Here is an 18,822-nt window from a genome sequence, read left to right on the forward strand (position 1 = left end):
CTCACGCCTCCTTCGTCAGGTCGAGCGGGGCGGCGGAGCGCCGGCCGCGGCGGATCGGCGGCTGCACCCCGAGGCGCCGGGGGTCCAGGCCGGACCACGGGTTGCCGCTGGCGAAGAACTTCGTCCGGGCCAGGATCGTCATCAGCGGCTTCGTGAAGAGGAAGACCACGACCACGTCCAGGACGGTGGTCAGCCCCAGCGTGAAGGCGAAGCCCTGCACCTTGCCGACCGTCACGGCGAAGAGCACCGCGGCGGCGAGGAAGGAGACGAAGTCGGAGACGAGGATCGTACGGCGGGCGCGCGGCCAGGCCCGCTCCACGGCGGGGCGCAGCGAGCGGCCGTGGCGGATCTCGTCACGGATGCGCTCGAAGTACACGATGAAGGAGTCGGCCGTGATGCCGATCGCCACGATCGCGCCGCAGACGGCCGGCAGGTTCAGCGCGAAGCCGATGGCCGGGCCGAGCAGTGCCATGATCGTGTACGTGAGGGCCGCCGAGGCCAGGAGGCTGGCGATCGCGATGAGCGACAGGCCCCGGTAGTAGGCCACCAGGTAGATGACGACCAGGCCCAGGCCGATGGCGCCGGCGATCAGGCCCGCCTCCAGCTGCTCGGAGCCGAGCGCGGCGGAGACGGTGTCGACCGAGAGCGTCTCGAACGACAGCGGCAGCGCGCCGTAGGACAGGACGTTGGCCAGCGACTCGGCGGACTGCTGGGTGAAGCTGCCCTCGATGAACGCCGAGCCGCCGCCGATGGACTCGCGTACCGACGGCGCGGAGACGATCTCGCCGTCCAGCTCGATCGCGAACTGGTTCTGCGGCGGCTGCTTGGCGGAGATGTCGCCGGTGACCTTGGCGAACTTCTTCGAGCCGGAGCCGGTGAAGTCCATGTTGACGATCCAGCCGCGGCCCTGCTGGGTGTCGAGCGAGGCCTGTGCCGACTTGACGTCGGTGCCCAGCACGGCGGCCGGGCCCAGGATGTACTTCTGGGAGCCGTCCTGCTCGCAGGCGACGACGCTCTTGGTGTCGCCGGCCTCGGCCGCCTTGTCGGCGGCCGCGGCGCGCTTCTCCTTGGTGGAGCAGTCGAGCTTGGTGAGCGCGGCCTGCAGCTCGGGGGTGACACCCGGCACGGGCGCGGGGGTGGCGGCGGGAGCGGCGGGGTCCTGGGCCTTCGGGGACTGCGACGCCTTCGGGGAGGCGCTGGGCGAGCTGTCCTGCTGCTGCAGGCCCTGGGTCAGCGCGCGGCCCTGCGGGGCCGTGCTGCCGGCGGAGGGGTCGGCCTTGCTGCCACCGTCACCGCTCGTGCCGCCCTCCCCCGCCTTCGGGGAGGCGCTCGGCGAGGACTCCGGAGCGGCAGAGGGGTCCGGCGCGGGGGCCGCGCCCAGCTCCGCCGCGAGCACGGGGCGGAAGTAGAGCTTGGCGGTCGTACCGACCTGCTCCTGCGCCGACTCCTGGTCCGTGCCCTTGGGGATGTTGACGATGATGTTCTTCTCGCCCTGGGTCTGGACCTCGGCCTCCGACACACCAAGACCGTTGACACGGCGCTCGATGATGCCGACCGCCGTCTCCATGTTCTTGGGAGTGATCGAGCCCGTCTTGCCGGGCTGCTCCTTGGCCTCGAGCGTGATGCTCGTACCACCCGCGAGGTCGATGCCCAGTCGCGGTGTGGTGTGGCCGGAGAGGAACATCCCCCCGGTGAGCGCGACGAGGGCGATCAGGATCGCCAGCAGCGGGCGCCACGGCCGGCTCTGCGATCCCTGGGCCCCGCGGCCCCTCTTCGGTGCTGCCACCTTCTCAGTTCTCCTGTCCAGCGCCGTCCCGCGGCCCTGGCGGGCCGCGGGACGGCGAAGTCGTGTGAGGACACCCCGGCGGAAACCCGGCGCCCGCGGGCGGCCGGGACCGCTTACTTCGCGGTGCTGCCGTCCTGGTCGTCGCCGTCCGCCGCGTCCTTGGGCTTGCCCAGGTCGATCTCGGGGGCCTCGGGGGCGCTGTCGCCCTCGCGGGCTCCGGCGTCGCCCCCGGTGAGGGACGAGGCGTCCTCGGGAACCTCCGGAAGGTCGTCGGCCTTCGCCGTCTCGACCCCGTGGACGATGCGGTTGTACTCCTCGTCGTCCAGGATGGCGCCGATCGAGTTCTTCGCGTACACGGCGTGCACCCCGGGGGCGACCTCGAGGAGAACGGCGTCGTCGTGGACCTCCTTGACCACCGCGTACATACCGCCGATGGTCCGCACGCCGGAGCCCGGCTGCATGGAGTCCCGCATCTGCGCGGCCTGGCGCTGCTTGTTCTTGGCCGACCGGGTCATGAGGAGCATGGCGCCGATCAGGATGATGAACGGCAGAAGAATTCCGATATCCACGGTGTCCGGATTTTCCTTAGTGGCCGAATTCACGGCCTCGATTTCGGGAGCGAATCGCCGTCCGCTCTACGGAGGACGTCGGCGGAGTCTAAGCCAGTCCCCACCTGATGAACAACGCCCAGCATGGCACCACCGTTCCTGGGCGGGCCAATACCCGCGCCGCCGCCGGGCTCATGCGTCGGGGAGCGTCGCCTGGCGTCCCGCACCCGCGGCGCCCTGCGGTGCGGTAAGCCCGAGATGCGCCCAGGCGGCGGGCGTCGCGACGCGGCCTCTGGGCGTACGGGCCAGCAGCCCCTCGCGGACCAGGAACGGCTCGGCGACCTCCTCGACCGTCTCGCGCTCCTCCCCCACCGCGACGGCGAGGGTGGACAGGCCGACCGGTCCGCCGCCGAAGAGCTGCAGCAGAGCCCGCAGTACGGCGCGGTCCAGGCGGTCGAGGCCGCGGTCGTCGACCTCGTAGACCTCCAGGGCGCGGCCGGCCAGTTCCTCGGTGACCGCGCCGTCCGCGCGCACCTGGGCGTAGTCGCGCACCCGTCGCAGCAGCCGGTTGGCGATACGGGGCGTGCCGCGCGAGCGGCCGGCGATCTCGGCGGCGCCGGCCGGGTCGATCGACACGTCCAGCAGCCCGGCGGAGCGGTGGATGACCCGCTCCAGCTCCTGGGGGGCGTAGAACTCCATGTGCCCGGTGAAGCCGAAGCGGTCGCGCAGCGGGGGCGGCAGCAGGCCGGCGCGGGTGGTGGCGCCGACCAGGGTGAAGGGCGGCAGCTCCAGCGGGATGGCCGTGGCGCCGGGGCCCTTGCCGACGATCACGTCGACGCGGAAGTCCTCCATCGCCATGTAGAGCATCTCCTCGGCGGGCCGGGACATCCGGTGGATCTCGTCGAGGAAGAGGACCTCGCCCTCCTGGAGGGAGGAGAGGATGGCGGCCAGGTCCCCGGCGTGCTGGATGGCCGGGCCCGAGGTGATCCGGATCGGGGCGCCCATCTCGGCGGCGACGATCATGGCGAGGGTGGTCTTGCCGAGGCCGGGCGCACCGGAGAGCAGCACGTGGTCGGCGGTGGCGCCGCGCTGGCGGGCGGCGCGCAGCACCAGGTCGAGCTGCTCGCGCACGCGCTCCTGGCCGACGAACTCGGCGAGGTCCTTGGGGCGCAGCGCCGCCTCGACGGCCGCGTCCTCGCCGTCGGCCGCCGCACCGACCAGCCGGCTCGCGCCCGGGTCGGCGGTCGCCTCGGCGCCCGGTCCGCCGGCGCCGTACTCGGCGTCGTCCCATGTCACGTCAGGTCACCTCGGTCGTTCGGTCGTCGGACGGGGCCGCACTCCCGGGGCCTGCGGGGCCGCGGGGCCCGCCGGGGCCGGCTGCGCGGTCATCGGGCGCGGTCATCGGGCGCGGTTCAGGGACTGCAGGGCCGTGCGCAGCAGGCGCCCCACCTCGGGCGCCGCACCGGCGGCCACGTCCTCCTCGGCCTGGGGGGCGACCGCCTCCACGGCGGCCTCCGCCTCCCGGGGGGCGTAGCCGAGACCGGTGAGCGCGGTGTGCAGCTGCTCGCGCCAGCCGGACGTCGCCGCGGACACCGCGCCCGCGCGGGCCGGGGCGCCGACCGGCGCGCCGAGCCGGTCCTTCAACTCCAGCAGCAGCTTCTGCGCGCCCTTCTTGCCGATGCCGGGCACGGCGGTGAGGGCTTTCTCGTCGCCGGTGGCGACCGCCAGGCGCAGGGCGTCCGGGCTGTGCACGGCGAGCATGGCCTGGGCGAGGCGGGGGCCGACGCCGCTGGCGGTCTGCAGCAGCTCGAAGGTCCGGCGCTCGTCGTCGTCCGCGAAGCCGTACAGCGTGAGGGAGTCCTCCCGGACGACCAGGCTGGTGGCCAGCTTGGCCGGGGCGCCCAGCCGCAGTGCGGCCAGGGTGCCCGGGGAGCACTGCACGGCCATCCCGATGCCGCCGACCTCGATGACGGCGCAGTCGGGGGCGAGCGCGGCGACGGGGCCGCTGACGAAGGCGATCATGAACGCCCTTCCTGGTGCGCGGCGGCTGCCGCCTGGGCTTCTGCTTCGGCCCGGCGCAGACGCTCCTGCGCCGGGGTGGGGGGTCGGGCGGCGGCCGCGGCCGCGCGGGCCAGCAGCTGCTGTGTCTGCCGGCTGCCCGCGGTGCGCAGCCGCTCCTGGGCGGGGCCGCGCCAGATGTGGCAGATGGCCAGGGCCAGGGCGTCCGCCGCGTCGGCGGGCCGGGGCGGGGCGTCGAGGCGCAGCAGCCGGGTGACCATCGCGCCGACCTGGGCCTTGTCCGCGCGCCCGCTGCCGGTGACGGCGGCCTTCACCTCGCTGGGCGTGTGCAGCACGACCGGCAGTCCGCGGCGGGCGGCGCAGAGCATCGCGGCGGCGCTGGCCTGGGCGGTGCCCATGACCGTCCGCACGTTGTGCTGGCTGAAGACGCGCTCAATGGCGACGACGTCGGGCCGGTGCTCCTCCAGCCAGACCTCCAGCCCCTGCTCGATGAGCAGCAGCCGCTCGTGCACCGGGGAGTCCGGCGGGGTGCGCACGACCCCGACCGCGACCATCGCCAACGGCCGGCCGGGGGCGCCGTCGACGACCCCCGCCCCGCATCTGGTCAGCCCCGGGTCCACACCCAGTACCCGCACCTCGACTCCCTTCCGTCGCCGCAGGTGCAGGCTATCCGCAGCCACCGACAACGCCGGGGGCGGGCACGCTCGTACGAGGCGCCCGCACCGGGAGGGCAGGCATGCGGCGGGGCCGCCGGGGCGAGCGCTCGCCCGCCCCGGCGGCCCCGCCGCACCCGCCGTCAGACGTCGACCTTCTCCATGACCTCGTCGGAGACGTCGAAGTTGGCGAAGACGTTCTGCACGTCGTCGCTGTCCTCCAGGGCGTCGATCAGCCGGAAGATCTTCCGCGCGCCCTCCTCGTCCAGCTCGACCTGCATCGTGGGGACGAAGTTCGCCTCCGCCGAGTCGTAGTCGATGCCGGCCTCCTGCAGCGCGGTGCGCACGGCCACCAGGTCGGTCGCCTCGGAGAGCACCTCGAAGGACTCGCCCAGGTCGTTGACCTCCTCGGCGCCGGCCTCCAGGACCGCGTCGAGCACGTCGTCCTCGCCCAGCTCGCCCTTGGGGACGATCACGACGCCCTTGCGGTGGAAGAGGTACGAGACGGAGCCGGGGTCGGCCATCGAGCCGCCGTTGCGGGTCATCGCCACGCGCACGTCGGAGGCGGCGCGGTTGCGGTTGTCGGTCAGGCACTCGATGAGCACCGCGACACCGTTGGGGCCGTAGCCCTCGTACATGATCGTCTCGTAGTCGGCGCCGCCGGCCTCCAGGCCCGCGCCGCGCTTGATGGCCGAGTCGATGTTCTTGTTGGGAACCGAGCTCTTCTTGGCCTTCTGCACCGCGTCGTAGAGCGTGGGGTTGCCGTCGATGTCGGCGCCGCCCATCCGGGCCGCGACCTCGACGTTCTTGATCAGCTTCGCGAAGAGCTTCCCTCGCTTGGCATCGATCACGGCCTTCTTGTGCTTGGTGGTTGCCCACTTAGAGTGGCCGGACACGGCATGGCTCCATTCAACGACCCTACGGAAACGAACGAGGGGATCCTACCGGGACCGCGTCACGCCGCCGCGCGCACCATCTCGGTGAACAGCCGGTGCACCCGGTGGTCCCCGGTCAGCTCGGGGTGGAAGGACGTGGCGAGCAGAGCGCCCTGGCGCACCGCGACGGCGTGCTCCCCGTAGCGGGCGAGCACCTGCGCCTTCGCGCCGACCGACTCCACCCACGGCGCCCGGATGAAGATCCCCTCGACGGGGCCGCCGTCGACGCCGTCGACGTCCAGTGCGGCCTCGAAGGACTCGTTCTGGCGCCCGAAGGCGTTGCGGCGGACGATCATGTCGATGCCGCCGATGGTCTCCTGGCCGGAACGGGGGTCGAGGATCTTGTCCGCGAGCATGATCATCCCGGCGCAGGAGCCGTAGACGGGCAGCCCGGCGCCGACGCGCTCGCGCAGCGGCTCCATCAGGCCGAAGGCGATGGCCAGTTTGGAGATGGTGGTCGACTCGCCGCCCGGCAGCACCAGGCCGTCGACCGCGGCCAGTTCCTCGGGGCGGCGGACGGACACGGTCGCGGCGCCGGCGGCCTCAAGGGCGGCCAGATGCTCGCGGACGTCGCCCTGGAGGGCGAGGACACCGATGACGGGGGACACGGGACCTTCCTGGATTAGGTGGTACGACGGGACCTGCGCGCCCGCGGGATCGCGGGGCGGCGACCGGGTCCCGGATCGGCGACGGGGCGGACGCCCGTACCGCTACGGCGCGCCCACCCCGTCAACCGCTGTGCTCCGGTGCGGGGTTCACCAACCGCGCTTGGCGTAGCGCTGCTCTTCGGGGAGGGTGTCGCAGTTGATGCCGACCATGGCCTCGCCCAGGTTGCGGGAGGCGTCCGCGATGATCTTGGGGTCGTCGTGGAAGGTGGTGGCCTTCACGATGGCGGCGGCGCGCTTGGCCGGGTCGCCGGACTTGAAGATGCCGGAGCCGACGAAGACGCCCTCGGCGCCGAGCTGGCGCATCAGCGCCGCGTCGGCCGGGGTGGCGACGCCGCCCGCGGAGAAGAGCACCACCGGCAGCTTGCCCAGGCGGGCCACCTCGGCGACCAGCTCGTAGGGGGCGCGCAGCTCCTTGGCGGCGGCGTACAGCTCGTGGTTGTCCAGGCCGCGCAGGGCGCCGATCTCGTTCTTGATCTGGCGCAGGTGGCGGACGGCCTCCACGACGTTGCCGGTGCCGGCCTCGCCCTTGGAGCGGATCATGGCCGCGCCCTCGGCGATCCGGCGCAGGGCCTCGCCCAGGTTGGTGGCGCCGCAGACGAAGGGGGTGGTGAAGGACCACTTGTCGGAGTGGTTGACCTCGTCGGCCGGGGTGAGGACCTCGGACTCGTCGATGTAGTCCACGCCCAGCGACTGCAGGACCTGGGCCTCGACGAAGTGGCCGATACGGGACTTCGCCATGACCGGGATGGAGACGGCCTCGATGATCTCCTCGATCATGTTCGGGTCCGACATACGGGCCACGCCGCCGTCCTTGCGGATGTCGGCGGGCACCCGCTCCAGGGCCATGACGGCCACGGCGCCGGCGTCCTCGGCGATCTTCGCCTGCTCGGCGTTGACCACGTCCATGATCACGCCGCCCTTGAGCTGCTCGGCCATGCCGCGCTTCACGCGGGCGGTGCCGGTCTCGGGGGCCTGAGAGGTGTTGCTGGACACGGTTGACCTCACTCGTGTGACGAAGGGTGCGATACATCTATCGTAGGCGCGTTCGGGGCTTACTCCGACCAGAGGCGGTGCGGCCCGTACACCAGGGAACCGCAGGTGGCGCGGTGGGGAAAGAGCCAATCGCAAGGCTGTGGCCACCCCGCACACCCTGGGTGCCCTGCCGGCCTCCACCAGCTCCCGCCGCTCGGCGGCCCGCTCCGCCTCAGCCCGCCGCCCGGTCCGTCAGCGCCGTCGGCGGCTCGTCGTCCATCTCGAAGGCCAGCGGGAAGGGCGCGTGCCCCGCCAGCCGCAGCCAGCGCACCTTGCGGTGCCGGCGCAGTGCCCGCGCGGCCCGTACCGCGTCGTTGTGGAAGCGCCGGGCCATCGGCACCCGGCGTGCGGCCTCGGCCAGCTCCGCCACGGACTCCGCGCCGCCGGGCGCGCGGCGCAGGACCTCGACCTGCTGCGGCTCCCCGAAGACCGCCCGCAGCGCCTGGCTCAGCTCGCTCTCCGCGACCTCGCGCTGCTCGTCCTGCGCCTGGCGGGCGGCGTGCGCGGCCTGGTAGAGCACGATGGCCGCGGCCGGGTCCAGCACCCCGCTGGTGGCCAGCTCCAGGGTGACGGAGGCGCGGCGCAGCAGTTGGGCGTCCAGGGCGGCCCGCGAGGCGTCGATACGGGTGTGCAGCCGGTCCAGCCGGCCGGCGGTCCAGCTCAGGTAGACGCCGAGGAGGAACAGGGCGACGGTGATCCACAGCAGCGACAGGGGGAAGTCCACGAGCGCCGAGGCTACCGCCCCGACGCGGGGGCGCCGCGCCGGGTGGGCGGCCCTGCGCCGTACTGCGGTCCCAGCCTCGGCCCAGCGCCGGCCCAGTCCCGACTCAGTCCCGGCCCAGCCCCAGCCTGCTCCACAGGCCGGCGCCCTCGTCCTCCGCGACGCAGGCGGCGCCCTGGGTGACCGTCTCGTAGACCGAGAGGATGTCCGCGCCGACCGTCGACCAGTCGAAGCGCTCCACGTGCCGGCGGCCCCGCTGCCTCAACTCCGCCCGCTGCCCGGGGTCCTTGAGCAGTTCCACGGCCCGGACCGCGAGGTCGTCGGCGTCCTCGTTCGCGAAGAGGCGGCCTGCCTGCCCGCCGTCCAGCACCTGCGCGAAGGCGTCCAGATCACTGGCCAGTACGGGCGCGCCCGCCGACATCGCCTCCACCAGGATGATCCCGAAGGACTCACCGCCGGTGTTGGGCGCCACGTACACGTCCACGCTGCTCAGCAGCCGCGCCTTGTCCTCGTCGGAGACCATGCCGAGGAACTCCACCTGCGCGCGCATCGCCTCCGGCAGCGCCGCGACGGCCTCCTCCTCGTCGCCGCGGCCGGCCACCAGCAGCCGGGTCCGCGGCAGTTCGGCCAGGATCTTCGGCAGGGCCCGCATCAGCACGGGCAGCCCCTTGCGGGGCTCGTCGATGCGCCCTATGAAGCCGAGCGTGCCGCCCTGCCACTCCTCCCGGGGGCGGGCGCGGTCGAAGAAGCCGACGTCGACCCCGTTGGGGATGACGACGGCGTCGCCGCCCAGGTGCTCCACCAGCGTGCGCCGGGCGTACTCGCTCACCGCGATCCGCGCGCTGATCTTCTCCAGGGCGGGCTGCAGGATCGGATAGGCGGCGACCATCCCGCGCGAGCGCGGGTTGGAGGTGTGGAAGGTGCCCACGATCGGCCCCTGCGCCGCCCAGCAGGCCAGCAGTGCCAGCGAGGGGGAGGCGGGTTCGTGGATGTGCAGGACGTCGAAGTCCCCGTCGTTGACCCAGCGGCGCACCCGCGCGGCCGACAGGAAGCCGAAGTTGATGCGCGCCACCGAGCCGTTGTACGGGACGGGGACCGCGCGTCCGGCGCACACGACGTAGGGCGGCAGTGCGGTGTCCTCGTCGGCGGGCGCCAGGACGGACACCTCGTGCCCGCGTGCGATGAGGTGCTCGGCGAGGTCGCGGATGTGGAACTGCACTCCCCCGGGGACGTCCCAGGAGTACGGGCACACGACGCCGATCCTCACGGGCGCACCCCGGCGGCCCCGCCGGACGGGCCCGCGCCCCGGGCGCTCACCGGCGCTCCAGGTCGTCGAGCCAGAAGCGCTGCAGCATGTGCCAGTCCTCCGGGTGCTCGGCGATGCCCGCGGCGAAGACGTCCGCCACGGCCTGGGTCATGACCGCCGTGCGCTCCGCGCGGGTGCCGCTCTCCGGGACCTCCACCGGAGGGTGCACCCGGCCCTGCAGGACGGGCGTGCGGTCGTACCAGAGGGTGACGGGCAAAAGCAGCGCCCCGGTGGACTGGGCGAGCATCGCCGGGCCGGCCGGCATCTTGGCCCGGCCGCCGAAGAAGTCGACCTCCACGCCGGAGGCGGACAGGTCGCGGTCGGCGACCAGGCAGACCAGTCCGCCCGCGCGCAGCCGGCGGGCCAGGGTTCCGAAGGCGCTCGCTCCCTCGTGGGCGAGCACCTCCATGCCCAGGCTCTCGCGGTAGGCGACGAAGCGGTCGAAGAGGGACTCGGGCTTCAGCCGCTCGGCGACCGTGGTGAAGGGCACGCCGAGCCTGCTGGTGACCCAGGCGCCGGCCGTGTCCCAGTTGGCCATGTGCGGCAGCACGATGACGACGCCCCGGCCCTCGGCCAGTCCGTCCTCCAGCCAGTGCACGTCCTTGGGGTCGAAGCCCTCGCTCATCTGCTGCCTGGTACGGGAGGGCAGCCGGAAGGCCTCCATCCAGTAGCGCAGGTACGAGCGCATCCCGGCCCGGGTCAGCCGCGCCAGCTCCGCCTGGTCCGCCTCGGGGCGCACCCGGGCCAGGTTGGACCACAGCCGCTGGACGGCCTTGCCGTCGCGCCGCCAGGCGAGGTCCGCGATCCGGTCGCCGAGCGCGCGGGCGGCGGGCTCGGGCAGCCGTTTGACGGCGGCCCAGCCGGCTCCGTACAGCCCGTCGGTCAGCCGGTCCCTGATCATGCGCTCTCCCGCTCCGCGGCCGAGGCCGCCGCGTCCGCCTCGGCGCACTCGCGGCGCACCGTGACGACGCGCTGCCCCAGGGTGACGAGGCTGCCGACGGCCACGATCCACAGGCCGATCGGGAGCAGCACCTCGATGTGGGGGACGCCGAAGGAGTGCAGTCCGGCCAGCCCCGCCAGCACCAGGGAGATCACCAGCCGCTCGGCCCGCTCGATCAGTCCGTTCACGTCGACCGGCAGCCCGATGCTCTCGCCGCGCGCCTTGGTGTACGAGACGACCTGCCCGCTGGCCAGGCAGAAGATCGCCACGGCGCAGAGCGTGAGGCTGTCGCCGCCCCCCGCGTACCAGAGGGCGAAGCCGCCGAAGACCGCCGCGTCGGCGACCCGGTCCAAGGTGGAGTCGAGGAAGGCGCCCCAGCGCGAGGAGGTCCCCGCCTGGCGGGCCATGTTCCCGTCGACCAGGTCGGAGAAGACGAACAGCGTGATGACGACGGTGCCCCAGAAGAACTCGCCGCGCGGGTAGAAGGCCAGCGCACCGGCCATCACCCCGGCCGTCCCGATCAGGGTCACCGCGTCGGGACTGACCCCTCGGCGCAGCAGAAAAGCGGCGAACGGCGTGAGAACACGCGTGAAGAATGCACGCGCGTACTTGTTCAGCATGGCCTTCCCGGGGGGTGTGCGACCTGGAGGCCGACCGGATTCTGTCCGAAACCGGCGGGCCGACGAGCCCGCCCATCGTAGCCACGGCGCCCGCACCGCGGGGCGGCGCACCCCGACCGGCTTCCCTCCCGCCGTCCCCGCCGCAGCCGCATCGTCCCCTCATGGACCGCTGTGCGGCGTATGGACGCATCGTGATCACGGTGGAAAGCTCGGTGGCACCGAAGGTTGCGAGCCTCGGAAGGCGGAACAGCACATGGGTGACAAATCGAGCGCACACCCCGGAGCCGCCGGCAGGGCGGTCACGGCCGTCCAGCCCTCCTCCATCCGGAACGTGGTACTGGTCGGCCACAGCGGATCCGGGAAGACCACACTCGTCGAAGCACTGGCGCAGGCCGCGGGGGCGGTGACGCGGGCCGGCCGGGTCCAGGACGGCGGCTGCCTCTCCGACTACGACGAGATCGAGCACCGCCAGCAGCGGTCCGTACAACTGTCGCTGGTACCGGTCGAGTTCAACGGCATCAAGATCAACCTCCTGGACACCCCCGGCTACGCCGACTTCGTCGGCGAGCTGAGAGCCGGACTGCGGGCCGCCGACGCGGCCCTCTTCGTCGTCTCAGCCGCGGACGGGGTGGACGGCGCGACGCGGCTAGTGTGGGACGAGTGCGCGGCGGTGGGGATGCCGCGCGCCCTGGTGGTGACCCATCTCGACGCGGCGCGGGCGGACTTCGAGGAGATGACGGCGACCTGCCAACAGGTCTTCGGCGCCGGCGACCCCGACGCCGTACTCCCCCTCTACCTGCCCCTGCGCGCCGCGCCGGGCCCCGACGGGCACGCCCCCGTGGAGGGGCTGGTCGGGCTGCTCTCACGGCGGGTCTTCGACTACTCCTCCGGTACGCGGGTGGAACGCCCGCCCAAAGCCGACCAGTTGCCGCTGATCGAGCGGGCCCGCAGCCGCCTCATCGAGGGGATCATCGCCGAGAGCGAGGACGAGACCCTCATGGACCGCTATCTCGGCGGCGAGGAGGTCGACGTCAAGACACTGGTGGAGGACCTGGAGACGGCCGTCGCGCGCGGCACCTTCCATCCGGTCCTGGCCGCCGCCCCGGCCGCCGCGAACGGCACCCGGGGGCTGGGCACGGTCGAGCTGCTGGAGCTGATCACCGGCGGCTTCCCCACCCCGCAGGAGCGGGCGATCCCCGCGGTGACGAGCCCGCGGGGCGAGCCGCGCCCGCCGCTGCGCTGCGACCCCGGCGGCCCGCTGGCCGCCGAGGTCGTCAAGACCTCCTCCGACGCCTATGTCGGCCGCCTCTCGCTGGTGCGCGTCTTCTCCGGCACGCTGCGGCCCGACACCACGGTGCACGTGTCGGGCCACGGCCTGACCGACCGCGGCCACGAGGACCACGACGTGGACGAGCGCGTCGGCGCGCTCTCCTCCCCCTTCGGCAAGCAGCAGCGGCCCGTGGCCGCGGCCCTCGCCGGGGACATCGCCTGTGTAGCGAAGCTGAGCCGCGCGGAGACCGGCGACACCCTCTCGGCGAAGGACGACCCGCTGCTGATGGAGCCCTGGCAGATGCCGGACCCGCTGCTGCCGGTGGCCGTCGAGGCGCACAGCAGGCAGGACGAGGACAAGCTCTCCCAGGGGCTGGCGCGGCTGGTCGCCGAGGACCCCACGATGCGCCTGGAGCAGAACCAGGACACCGGCCAGGTGGTGCTCTGGTGCCTGGGCGAGGCGCATGCGGACGTGGCCCTGGAGCGGCTGCGCACCCGCTACGGCGTCGCGGTGGACGCGGTGGCGCACCGGGTCTCGCTGCGCGAGACCTTCGGCGGGCGGGCGTCGGCGCGCGGGCGGCACGTGAAGCAGTCCGGCGGCCACGGGCAGTACGCCATCTGCGAGATCGAGGTGGAGCCGCTGCCGGGCGGCGCGGGCGTGGAGTTCGTCGACAAGGTGGTGGGCGGCTCGGTGCCGCGCCAGTTCATCCCCTCCGTCGAGAAGGGGGTGCGGGCCCAGGCCGCACGCGGCGTGGCCACCGGCAGTCCGCTGGTCGACGTACGCGTGACGCTCCTCGACGGCAGGGCGCACTCGGTCGACTCCTCCGACGCGGCCTTCCAGACCGCCGGGGCGCTGGCGCTGCGGGAGGCCGCCGCCCGGGTGGGGGTCCATCTCCTGGAGCCGGTCGCCGAGGTGCGGGTGCTGGTGGGCGACGAGTACGTGGGCCCGGTGATGAGCGACCTCTCCGGCCGCCGGGGCCGGGTGGTCGGCACCGAGCAGGCGGGAGGCGGCCGCACCCTGGTACGGGCCGAGGTGCCGGAGATCGAGATCGGCCGCTACGCGGTCGACCTGCGCTCCCTCTCCCACGGCACCGGCCGCTTCAGCCGCGCCTACGTACGCCACGAGCCGATGCCCCCGCAGGTGGCGGCCAAGATCCGCGAACAGGGGGAGGGCCAGGGTTGACCGGCGCTAACCTGGGGCACCAGGTGTGCGGGGGGCTTCAGCGGCGGGCTGCCGCCGTGCGCCGTGGCCCGAACGGGGCCGGGGCGCACGGAGGTTGCCCCGTAATCCCCCGCGGCGTTGCGGGGCCGCACCGTCCATCGGCCGTACAGGGGGTTCAGGGTGGCAAGGACAAGGGATCCCTTCCGGCAGGAGGGCGCCATGGACCTGCGGCCGGGGGCGGAGGTGCCGCTCACCGGCGGCGCGGGGCAGACCGTCGCCTCCAACGCCCTTGCCTCCGCGGCCTATCGGGACGGCAGCCCGGGCAAACTCCTCGAAGCCAACAGCGAGTTGTCCAAGACGGAGTTCAAGGAGGGCCGCCTCCGCAAGCTCTTCGAGCCCAACTTCGGCGAGGCGTTCTCCCGCGCCGTCCAGACCCGGCTGCTGGGCGGCGGGCGCAAGCAGGTCATCCAGTCCTTCGGCACGGACCCGCAGGCGGTCGTCGAGCACTGCCTGTCGGCCTCCCGGCTGCGGCGCGAGCGCGACGACAAGTTGACGGTGGCCATGCTCGTCTTCGGGGTGGCCTTCCTGCCCGGACTGCTGCTCTGGCTGGGCGCGTTCTGGCTGCGCCGCACCTTCGCCGGCTCCCAGGACAAGAAGGTCAACGCCTACGGGATCGCCGCGCTGGCGGCCCTCGCGGTGATGGCCCTGCTGCTCTTCGTCCGGCTGCCGCTGGACGGCGCGGCGGCGCTCTACGTCCGCGCGATGGTCATCGCGCCGGCCGTCGGCTGGCTGTGGGCCCGGCAGATCTGCGAGCGCACGGCCAGGGACCTGCGCGCCCGCTGGCTGGGCCTGCTCAGCGGCGGCGGGGTCGCGGCGAAGATCCCCGAGGCCGTCCCGCGCGCCCCGGGCGAGACCGCGGCGGAGACCCTGCGCCAGCAGCTCGCCCGGCTCTCCGCCGAGCAGCAGAGCAACGTCGTCTTCTACGCGGGCCCCAAGGGGATACTCGGCATGGGCACCCGCTGGGGCTCCTGGCAGCTCGCGGAGGACCTGGTGGCGCGCACCGGCTCGGACATCCACCCCTTCCGCAGCTGGGACGTGGCCAAGGCGATCCACGCGCAGCTGAAGCTGCTGGAGCGCAAGCCGATACACACCGGCGGCTTCCCCACGCCCGCGACGCGCGACTGGATCGTCTCCCCGATCGGGGAGAACGCCACGGAGGTCGCGCGGCCCGAGGGGCTGGAGACGGACGGCTTCCGGGTCAAGGACTTCGAGGTCCAGCGGATCTGCAACGAGCAGCAGTTCGGCAGCGGCAACAGGCACTACCTGGGCGTGCAGTTCGTCCTGTGGGAGGGCCAGTTGGTCATCACGATGCTGGTGACGGTGACCGTGCTGCACCAGACGCTGCGCGTGGAGGTCACGGGGTACGCGCTGGGCCCGGTGCACCCCCTGTTCACGACCAAGCCGAAGGCGGAGACGAAGGACGTCGCGAAGAGCCTGAAGTTCTGGGAGACGAAGAAGGTGGAGCTGCCGGTCGTGCCCGCCCGCGAGGTCGTACGCCTCGCGGTGCGCGCGCCGTTCTCGCGGGTGCCCGGCTTCCTGGACTGGATCGGCGGTAGGTACGCGCTGCCGGAGCCCTTCGGGATGCGCCACGTCTGGGCGGGCCCGCCGTGGCGCCACCGCTTCATGGCCGACGACGCGCTGCGCGCCGCGACCCCGGTGCTGCGGGTCGTCCACGCGGCGGCGCTGAAGGTCCTCGCCGAGAACGGCGTGGACACCACGCGCTTCGGTGAACGCTCGCGCCTGCTCAGCGGCTTCATCCAGGGCGTGGAGCCGGCGAAGGCCGACGTCTACGACGCGTAGGCCCGTACGGGACCGGCGTTGCGGGCCGGCGTACGCACCGCCGCGAACCGCGTGAGGCCCGGGGATCCGTTCGGATCCCCGGGCCACGCGTCCGTCCGCCGCACCCCCGTCCCCACGGGGCTGAGCCGGCTGTCCTTGAGGACCGGGCCGCTCTCCCGGTCCTCACTGGCGCTCTTCGCTCAGAGCCCCATCAGTCCGGCCACGGACGACGCATTGAGTGCGACCGCCTCCCAGCCGCCGAACAAGGCGGTGAGAAGGGCCGCCAGAGGAAGGACCATGGCGGCGGCCGCCACCGGATGGCGCCGCCGCGCCGACCCCGCGCCGAGCGCGCCGGGCCGCCGGGAGACCACCGCACCGCGTCCGATCGACTCCACCGCCATGTCCGGCCTTCCTCTGCACGTTTCGGGTACGTCCTGGGGCGGCGGGCGTTTCAACCTCGGGGGACGAGTGCACCACCCGCCGCTTGATCCCAATCTAGGCGCGCGCCCCCTTCCCGGCGTCATGCCCGCGTACCGCTCCGGCGGCCTCCCGCAGGATGACCCCGCCGCGTCCCGGCTACTCCTCTGGGTGGAGGAGCGGCCCCGGCACCCCTGACACCTCCCGGAGCTCAGCCCTCCCCGGCAGGCCGCTCGGACTCCTCCTGGCGCGGCACGGGCTGCTCCACCAGCGCCAGCACCCGCGCCGCCATGAACCGCGCGGTACGCACCACCGTCCCGTTGCGCGTGACCTCGCTCACCTCCACCACGCCGCGCTTCACCGAGGCTTCCACCCGGCGCCCGGCCCGGCTCGCCACGACCAGATACGTACGCGTGGTGTCCCCCGCGTCCACGACTATCTCCACACGATCGCCCTTCACCGCAGTCAATCCCCCTGTCTGCGACGGTGCTTCGGGAGGCCACCCCTCCCGAAGCCTGCCTCCAGCATCCCACCGGGGTACGACAACTCCGGTGCGCGCGACCGCCGTACGGGCCCGCACGCCCGCAGCGCGGCCCCTCCCCCGGGTGGGCGTGGGAGTCGCGCCGGTTTCGTACCCAGCCTCTAAGCTGTGCCCAGACAGCAGCAGACGGCAGCACACGACCGCAGCGGGGATGGTTCATGGCGATGATGCGGCTCCGGCGCGAGGACCCGCGTGTCGTCGGCTCGTTCCGCATTCACCGGCGGCTCGGCGCGGGCGGGATGGGCGTCGTCTACCTCGGCTCCGACCGCCGCGGGCAGCGTGTCGCGCTCAAGGTGATCCGGCCCGATCTGGCGGAGGACCAGGAGTTCCGCTCCCGCTTCGCCCGCGAGGTCTCCGCCGCGCGCCGGATCCGCGGCGGCTGCACGGCCCGGCTGGTGGCGGCCGACCTCGACGCCGACCGGCCGTGGTTCGCCACGCAGTACGTCCCCGGCCCCTCGCTGCACGACAAGGTCGGCGAGGAGGGCCCGCTGGCCGCGTCCCGGGTGGCGGCCGTCGGCGCGGCGCTCGCGGAGGGCCTCGTCGCCGTGCACGAGGCCGGGGTGGTGCACCGCGACCTCAAGCCCTCGAACATCCTGCTCTCCCCCAAGGGCCCGCGCATCATCGACTTCGGCATCGCCTGGTCGACGGGCGCCAGCACTCTCACGCACGTGGGCACCGCCGTGGGCTCCCCCGGCTTCCTCGCCCCCGAGCAGGTGCGCGGCATCGCGGTGACACCCGCGAGCGACGTCTTCTCCCTCGGCGCGACCCTGGCCTACGCGGCGACCGGCGACTCCCCCTTCGGACAGGGCAGTTCGGAGGTGATGCTCTACCGCGTCGTGCACGAGGACCCCCAACTGCGCGGCACACCCGATGCACTGGCCCCGCTGATCCAGGCGTGCCTGGCCAAGGACCCCGCCGACCGCCCCACCACCCTGCAGCTCTCCCTGCGCCTGAAGGAGATCGCCGTCCGCGAGGCCCGCGGCACGGGTGCCCCGGCGCCCCAGGCCGCCCCGCGCGCCACCGAGCGCCGCACCGAGGCCCTGGCCCCGCCGCCCCGGCCCTCCGGCTCCCACAGCGCGCCACCCGCCCGCGCTGCCGCTCCCGAGCGCCCCGAGCCCTCCGAGGCCCGCGGCGCGGCGAACCCCTCCTCCCGCGGCGGTACGCCCCAGCGCCGCCCCCGCCGGGAGCCCCCGCGCACCACCCCCGCCGCCCGGCCGCACACCGCGCGCACCCCGGCCCCGCGCAAGGGCGAGCCGGGCAGCCGTCCGCCGGCCCGGCCGCGCCGTCCCTCGTACGACCGGATGCTGCGCCAGCGCCTCATCGTCTTCGTGATCGTCACGGTGCTCGTCACGCTGGGCATCGCCGCCGCCCAGGGCTGCCAGGGCCCCGTCTGACCCCGGCGGCGGCGCCCGTACGATCGGAGCCGTGCCCCTCTCGCAGCAGACCCTCGTGCAGCGGCTCGCCGCGCTGCGTCCGGGCCGTCCGCACCGGGTGCTCGCCGACCGCCCGGACGCGACGGTCGTCGCCGCCGGCGGCGTGGTCGCCAAGGCCCACGACCCCGGCAGCGACCCGGCGGCCCTGCGCGCACGGCTGCGACTGGCCGCCCATCCCGCGCTGAGCGGTGTCCTGCTCGCCCCGCTCCCTGGCCCGCCCCACGTGTGGGACGACCGCCTCGTCACGCAGTGGCCCGAGGGCGCGCCCGTCTCCCCCGACCACCCCGAGGACGCCCCCTGGGCGCAGGCGGGCCGGCTGCTGGCCCGCCTGCACCGCCTGGACCCCGCCGCCCTGCCGGGCCCCCTCCCCCCGATGCGCGGCCCCGCGAAGGCCGCCCGGGCGCTGGCCCGCCTCCACGCCGCCCCGGCCCCCAAGGGCCCGGACGCCGCGGCCCCCGTCCGCCGGGCCTGGGCCCAACTCCCGCCGTGGGCGCGGGGGGAAGAGCCCTACGCGGGCCCCACCGCGCTCTGCCACGGCGACCTGCACCTGGGCCAGCTGGTGCGCCACCCGCTCCCCGACGGACCCTGGCTGCTCATCGACATCGACGACACGGGCCTGGGCGACCCCGCCTGGGACCTGGCCCGCCCCGCCGCCTGCTACGCGACCGGCCTCGTCCCGCCGGCCGACTGGGAGGCGCTGCTGAGCGCCTACCGCGAGGCCGGCGGCACCGCCGCGGGTCCGCCCGGCGCGGGGCTGTGGCCGGCGCGGCTGGAGGTCCCCGCCCGCGCGCTCACCGTGCAGATGGCCGCGCTCGCCCTGGCCCGGGCCCGGGAGGAGGGGCGTGCGCCCGACGACGTGGACAGAGACCTCCTGAAAGCCTGCGAGCGGATGGTTTACCCCTGACGCCTCCACGTGGGCGGTCTGCTGGTCGT

At 73.9% G+C, this 18,822-nt stretch carries 18 protein-coding genes; 4 read left to right on the forward strand and 14 right to left on the reverse strand.

The window, feature by feature from the left end; translation table 11 throughout:
- Window position 1 precedes the first annotated feature (1 nt).
- The 12 genes from secD to pgsA form a co-directional block, all read right to left on the reverse strand.
- Complete coding sequence (gene secD, locus ACFQLX_RS06310; protein WP_386412955.1) at window positions 2–1,786, reverse strand: protein translocase subunit SecD; 1,785 nt, start codon at window positions 1,784–1,786, stop codon at window positions 2–4.
- 113 nt (window positions 1,787–1,899) lie between these two features.
- Window positions 1,900–2,355 (reverse strand): preprotein translocase subunit YajC, encoded by a 456-nt coding sequence (yajC, locus tag ACFQLX_RS06315; protein ID WP_386412956.1) that lies wholly within the window; start codon window positions 2,353–2,355, stop codon window positions 1,900–1,902.
- Between the two features lie 171 nt (window positions 2,356–2,526).
- On the reverse strand, window positions 2,527–3,630 hold the full coding sequence (gene ruvB, locus ACFQLX_RS06320; RefSeq protein ID WP_386412958.1) for a Holliday junction branch migration DNA helicase RuvB: 1,104 nt from the start codon (window positions 3,628–3,630) through the stop codon (window positions 2,527–2,529).
- Between the two features lie 102 nt (window positions 3,631–3,732).
- Window positions 3,733–4,356 (reverse strand): Holliday junction branch migration protein RuvA, encoded by a 624-nt coding sequence (gene ruvA, locus ACFQLX_RS06325; RefSeq protein ID WP_386412960.1) that lies wholly within the window; start codon window positions 4,354–4,356, stop codon window positions 3,733–3,735.
- Window positions 4,353–4,988, reverse strand: coding sequence for a crossover junction endodeoxyribonuclease RuvC (gene ruvC / locus ACFQLX_RS06330; RefSeq protein ID WP_386412962.1), 636 nt, complete (start codon window positions 4,986–4,988; stop codon window positions 4,353–4,355). The genes ruvA and ruvC overlap by 4 nt, the downstream gene beginning before the upstream one ends.
- 161 nt (window positions 4,989–5,149) lie before the next feature.
- A complete protein-coding gene (locus tag ACFQLX_RS06335; RefSeq protein ID WP_386412964.1) occupies window positions 5,150–5,902 on the reverse strand; it encodes a YebC/PmpR family DNA-binding transcriptional regulator in 753 nt (250 codons plus the stop codon).
- Window positions 5,903–5,961: 59 nt separating this feature from the next.
- Window positions 5,962–6,549 carry a pyridoxal 5'-phosphate synthase glutaminase subunit PdxT gene (gene pdxT, locus ACFQLX_RS06340; protein WP_386412966.1) on the reverse strand — a complete coding sequence of 196 codons (588 nt, stop codon included), beginning with the start codon at window positions 6,547–6,549 and terminating at the stop codon, window positions 5,962–5,964.
- 147 nt (window positions 6,550–6,696) lie between these two features.
- On the reverse strand, window positions 6,697–7,602 hold the full coding sequence (gene pdxS / locus ACFQLX_RS06345) for a pyridoxal 5'-phosphate synthase lyase subunit PdxS (protein ID WP_386412968.1): 906 nt from the start codon (window positions 7,600–7,602) through the stop codon (window positions 6,697–6,699).
- 211 nt (window positions 7,603–7,813) lie between these two features.
- Window positions 7,814–8,365: a hypothetical protein gene (locus ACFQLX_RS06350; RefSeq protein WP_386412970.1), complete on the reverse strand. Its 552-nt coding sequence runs from the start codon at window positions 8,363–8,365 to the stop codon at window positions 7,814–7,816.
- Between the two features lie 103 nt (window positions 8,366–8,468).
- Window positions 8,469–9,629, reverse strand: coding sequence for a glycosyltransferase family 4 protein (locus tag ACFQLX_RS06355; protein ID WP_386412972.1), 1,161 nt, complete (start codon window positions 9,627–9,629; stop codon window positions 8,469–8,471).
- A gap of 46 nt (window positions 9,630–9,675) precedes the next feature.
- Window positions 9,676–10,569 carry a phosphatidylinositol mannoside acyltransferase gene (locus tag ACFQLX_RS06360; RefSeq protein ID WP_386412973.1) on the reverse strand — a complete coding sequence of 298 codons (894 nt, stop codon included), beginning with the start codon at window positions 10,567–10,569 and terminating at the stop codon, window positions 9,676–9,678.
- Window positions 10,566–11,228 carry a phosphatidylinositol phosphate synthase gene (gene pgsA / locus ACFQLX_RS06365; protein ID WP_386412975.1) on the reverse strand — a complete coding sequence of 221 codons (663 nt, stop codon included), beginning with the start codon at window positions 11,226–11,228 and terminating at the stop codon, window positions 10,566–10,568. Before pgsA ends, ACFQLX_RS06360 begins: the two co-directional genes overlap by 4 nt.
- 253 nt (window positions 11,229–11,481) lie before the next feature.
- Between pgsA and ACFQLX_RS06370 the strand changes: the two genes are divergently transcribed.
- Window positions 11,482–13,680, forward strand: a complete 2,199-nt coding sequence (locus ACFQLX_RS06370) for an elongation factor G-like protein EF-G2 (protein WP_386412978.1) — start codon at window positions 11,482–11,484, stop codon at window positions 13,678–13,680.
- A gap of 198 nt (window positions 13,681–13,878) precedes the next feature.
- Window positions 13,879–15,519, forward strand: coding sequence for a hypothetical protein (locus ACFQLX_RS06375; RefSeq protein ID WP_386412980.1), 1,641 nt, complete (start codon window positions 13,879–13,881; stop codon window positions 15,517–15,519).
- A gap of 179 nt (window positions 15,520–15,698) precedes the next feature.
- Here the strand turns inward: ACFQLX_RS06375 and ACFQLX_RS06380 are convergent, their stop codons facing one another.
- Window positions 15,699–15,899 (reverse strand): hypothetical protein, encoded by a 201-nt coding sequence (locus ACFQLX_RS06380; RefSeq protein WP_386412983.1) that lies wholly within the window; start codon window positions 15,897–15,899, stop codon window positions 15,699–15,701.
- Between the two features lie 227 nt (window positions 15,900–16,126).
- Window positions 16,127–16,375: a hypothetical protein gene (locus ACFQLX_RS06385; RefSeq protein WP_386412984.1), complete on the reverse strand. Its 249-nt coding sequence runs from the start codon at window positions 16,373–16,375 to the stop codon at window positions 16,127–16,129.
- Between the two features lie 239 nt (window positions 16,376–16,614).
- On the opposite strand from ACFQLX_RS06385, the gene ACFQLX_RS06390 reads away from it, so the two are divergent.
- Together ACFQLX_RS06390 and ACFQLX_RS06395 are read left to right on the forward strand one after the other, a co-directional pair.
- The gene (locus ACFQLX_RS06390; RefSeq protein ID WP_386412986.1) at window positions 16,615–17,850 is read left to right on the forward strand and encodes a serine/threonine-protein kinase; all 1,236 of its coding nucleotides are present in this window, start codon (window positions 16,615–16,617) and stop codon (window positions 17,848–17,850) included.
- Between the two features lie 31 nt (window positions 17,851–17,881).
- Window positions 17,882–18,793, forward strand: a complete 912-nt coding sequence (locus ACFQLX_RS06395) for a phosphotransferase family protein (protein WP_386412989.1) — start codon at window positions 17,882–17,884, stop codon at window positions 18,791–18,793.
- Window positions 18,794–18,822 lie beyond the last annotated feature (29 nt).

Origin of the sequence: Streptomyces polyrhachis (assembly GCF_042663125.1) — a bacterium.
GTDB lineage: Bacteria > Actinomycetota > Actinomycetes > Streptomycetales > Streptomycetaceae > Streptomyces > Streptomyces polyrhachii.